Source organism: Brevundimonas sp. (genome assembly GCF_004210735.1).
In the GTDB taxonomy this organism is placed as follows: domain Bacteria; phylum Pseudomonadota; class Alphaproteobacteria; order Caulobacterales; family Caulobacteraceae; genus Brevundimonas.
In genome coordinates this window covers 1-3,547 of the sequence record NZ_SDZL01000106.1, presented here as the reverse complement: position 1 = coordinate 3,547, position 3,547 = coordinate 1, and the positions used below count along the sequence as shown (strand labels likewise).

The window sequence follows — 3,547 nt, the reverse complement described above, 5'->3', positions numbered from 1 at the left end:
GCGGGCTTCGTGCACGCGGTTGATGCGCGCAACGGGCGGAAGCTGTGGCAGTCGGAAGCGCGGCTGAATGATCTCAACCGGATTACCGGCGCGCCCGTAGTTCACGATGGCAAGGTGTTCACGCCGGTCTCGGCGATCGAAGTGAACTATGCCGGGCAGGACGATTACGAGTGCTGCAAGGGCCAGGGCGCGATCATCACGTTCGACCTTGCGACGGGCAAGAAGCTGTGGACCGGGACCACGATGGATCCGGCGCAGCCTGTGAGACTGGGGCGGACGGGGACGCAGCAATGGGGACCGTCGGGCGCGATCATCTGGTCGACGCCGACGATCGATGCGAAGCGCAATGTGATCTATGCGGGCACGGGCGAGAATACGTCGTGGCCGGCGACGGATACGTCCGACGCGATCATCGCCTATGACATGGACACGGGCGAGAAACGCTGGGTGTTCCAGGCGACGAAGGCCGACATCTGGAACTATGCCTGCGGGCGGCGGTCGGCCAACTGCGACTGGCCGGGCGAGTATCACAGCCCTGACCACGACTTCGGCGCGACCTCGATGCTGATCAAGCGCAATGATGGCTCGGAGCTTGTGGTTGCGGGGCAGAAGTCGGGCGTGGTGTGGGGGCTGAACCCCGACAATGGCGCGCTGGTGTGGTCGAACAAGGTTGGCCGCGGCTCGGCCAATGGCGGCGTGCACTGGGGCATGGCGTATGACGGCACGCGGGTGTTCGTGCCGAACAATGATCCGAACCGCCCTGTAGCGCCGGGAGAAAATCCGGCGTGGGGGCCGGGCATCCATGCGCTCAACGCCATGACCGGCGAGATCGAGTGGTCGTACAAGAATACGCTGGCTGATTGCGGACAGGATGCGCCGGTGGCGAAGGCTTACACGCCGTCTGCGGAGTGGAAGATCCAGCGCGTGTCTGCGCCGGTTCTGCCGCCGCCGCCGCGCGTGACGCCGGCGCCGGTTGTGGCGCGTCCGCCGTCAGCAGCGGCTGCTGCGCCGGCTGGCGCTCCGCCGGCGGCTGGCGCTGCTGCGCCGGTTGCAGCGGCGGCTCCTGCTGCGCCGCCTGTGCGTCCGCAGGTGTGCCGCCTCGGCATGTCGCCTGCCCCGCTTCTGGTGGATGGCGCGCTGGTGACGGGCACGACGCAGGGCATGCTGCGCATCTTCGATGCGGCCACGGGCGAGGTGCTGTTCCAGTATATGACCAACCGCGACTTCCCGGGCACGGTGAACGGCGTCGAAGGTCATGGCGGCGGTCTCGATAGCGCTCCGTATGTGGCGGGCGATGGCACGCTGTTCGTGCAGTCGGGCTATGCGCGCTTTGGCGAGCCGCCGGGTAACGTGCTGATCGCGTTCAGGCCGAAAAAGGGATGAGCTGATGTTGCAAGGGTTGGGGCCCGGACTTGGACTTGCTCTGGTGGTGTTGATCGGCGGCGCGCAAGCGGCCGTCGCTCAACCGAGCGCGAATGCGATTGCGACGCTGGAGACCGCTTTGTTCTGCGGCGAGGTGATGCAGCGCGCCGATGAGCTCGCGAATTTCGGCCTGTATGCGCCGAACGACCGGCGCGCGAATGACGCTGACCTCGATGCGATTGACAATCGCTATGTCGCGAACATTCCTGTGCTGGTCGAGCAGGCGGGTTATTCCGCCGACCGGTTCGCCGCGCGCCAGAAGGCGCATCGCGACAAGGTCTCCGGAATGGTCACGAGCGCCGTGGTGGCGCAGACCAGCCTGTGCGGGAACACGGTGAACCTGCAGCCGACGGATACGACCACGCCGCCGAAGACGACCATGTCGCTGGCGTTGGGCGGTCGCAGCAAGACGGATGTGATGTTCGTCGACATGAACACGCTGCACCGGATGGGACCGGTGGTGAGCGGCTGGCAACTCTACGTGTTCAAGGCGGATCAATCCGTCGGCGGCAAGCCGAGCAAAGGCCAGTGGACGCGCTTTTATGTCGACTGCGTGAACCCGACCTTCATCAACTACGGCATGATCGGCCTGGCCGATCTGAAGACCGACAAGCCTTACACCGCCGACGCGCGAAAGGCCCCGGACGCCCAGGTGCTGAAGCCGAACACGTTCGGCGCTGCGGCCTGGATGTTTGCATGTGGCGTGACGCAAGCGGGCGCGACGCAAGCGTCGCTGTCTGCGGCGGCGGATTATTCGCTGACGCAGTTCGTGCAGTAGCGAAGACTACTTCTCGAACGGATCCCGCATCAGGATTACGTCTTCGCGTTCCGGGCTCGTGCTGAGCAGCGCGACGGGTTTGCCGACGAGTTCTTCGAGGCGGCGGACGTATTTCACGGCTTCGCCGGGGAGTTGGGTCCAGGAGCGGGCGCCGCGGGTGGAGCCTTTCCAGCCTTTGACGGTTTCGTAGATCGGCGTGACGTTGGCCTGGTCGGTCATGCCGGCCGGGAAGTGATTGATGATCTTGTCGCCCAGCTTGTAGTGGGTGCAGATCTGGATTTCGTCGAAACCGTCGAGCACGTCGAGCTTGGTGAGCGCGAGGCCGGTGACGCCGGAGACGGCGCAGGCCTGACGGACCATGACGCTGTCGAACCAGCCGCAGCGGCGGGCGCGGCCGGTGTTGGTGCCGAATTCGTGGCCGACCGTGCCGAGGCGCTGGCCGATCTCGTTGTCCTGCTCCGTCGGGAACGGGCCGCCGCCGACGCGGGTGGTGTAGGCCTTGGCGAGACCGAGCACGTAGTTGATGGAATTCGGGCCGGTGCCCGAACCCGCAGACGCCTGCCCTGACACCACGTTGGACGAGGTGACGAACGGATAGGTGCCGTGGTCGACGTCGAGCATGACGCCCTGCGCGCCTTCGAACAGGATGCGGCGGCCGAGGCGGACGGCTTGGTCGAGGCGTTCCCATGCGGGCTGTGCGTAAGCGAGGATCTGCGGCGCGATGGCGAGCAGGTCGCGCTTGAGCTGTTCGGCGTCGGGCTCTGGCAGGTTGAGGCCGGCGCGGAGCGGGCGGTGGTGGGCCAGCAGGCGATCGAGTTTGAGGTCGAGCGCGGCGGGATCGGCGAGATCGGCGACGCGGATGGCGCGGCGGCCGACCTTGTCTTCGTAGGCCGGACCGATGCCGCGGCGGGTGGTGCCGATCTGGGCGCCGGCGGCGGCTTCTTCGCGGGCCGCGTCGATGTCCTTGTGCCACGGGAGAATGAGGACGGCGTTGTCGGCGACGATCAGGTCATCCGGGCCGAGATGGACGCCGGACTGGCCGATCGAGGCGATCTCGTTGAGCAGGTGCCACGGGTCGACCACGACGCCGTTGCCGATGATGGAGAGCTTGCCGCCGCGCACGACGCCGGAGGGCAGCAGGTTCAGCTTGAAGACCTTGCCGTCGATGACCAGCGTGTGGCCGGCGTTATGGCCGCCCTGGAAACGGACGATGACGTCAGCCCGGCTGGACAGCCAGTCGACGATCTTGCCCTTCCCCTCGTCGCCCCATTGGGCTCCGACAACGACAACGCCAGTCATTGGATTCTCCTATGAAATCCGCGCGCAAAGGACACGATTGACCCCCTA

3 protein-coding genes are annotated in these 3,547 nt (G+C 66.2%); 2 read left to right on the top strand and 1 reads right to left on the bottom strand.

What is annotated here, in order from left to right; genetic code table 11:
- Nucleotides 1-1,383: PQQ-binding-like beta-propeller repeat protein (locus EON91_RS14090; RefSeq protein ID WP_292095982.1), on the top strand; the 1,383-nt coding region annotated here is incomplete at its 5' end.
- 4 nt (nt 1,384-1,387) lie between these two features.
- Nucleotides 1,388-2,200 (top strand): surface-adhesin E family protein, encoded by an 813-nt coding sequence (locus tag EON91_RS14085; RefSeq protein ID WP_292095981.1) that lies wholly within the window; start codon nt 1,388-1,390, stop codon nt 2,198-2,200.
- Between the two features lie 6 nt (nt 2,201-2,206).
- Here the strand turns inward: EON91_RS14085 and EON91_RS14080 are convergent, their stop codons facing one another.
- The gene (locus EON91_RS14080) at nt 2,207-3,499 is read right to left on the bottom strand and encodes an adenylosuccinate synthase (RefSeq protein WP_292095979.1); all 1,293 of its coding nucleotides are present in this window, start codon (nt 3,497-3,499) and stop codon (nt 2,207-2,209) included.
- Between the last annotated feature and the right edge of the window lie 48 nt (nt 3,500-3,547).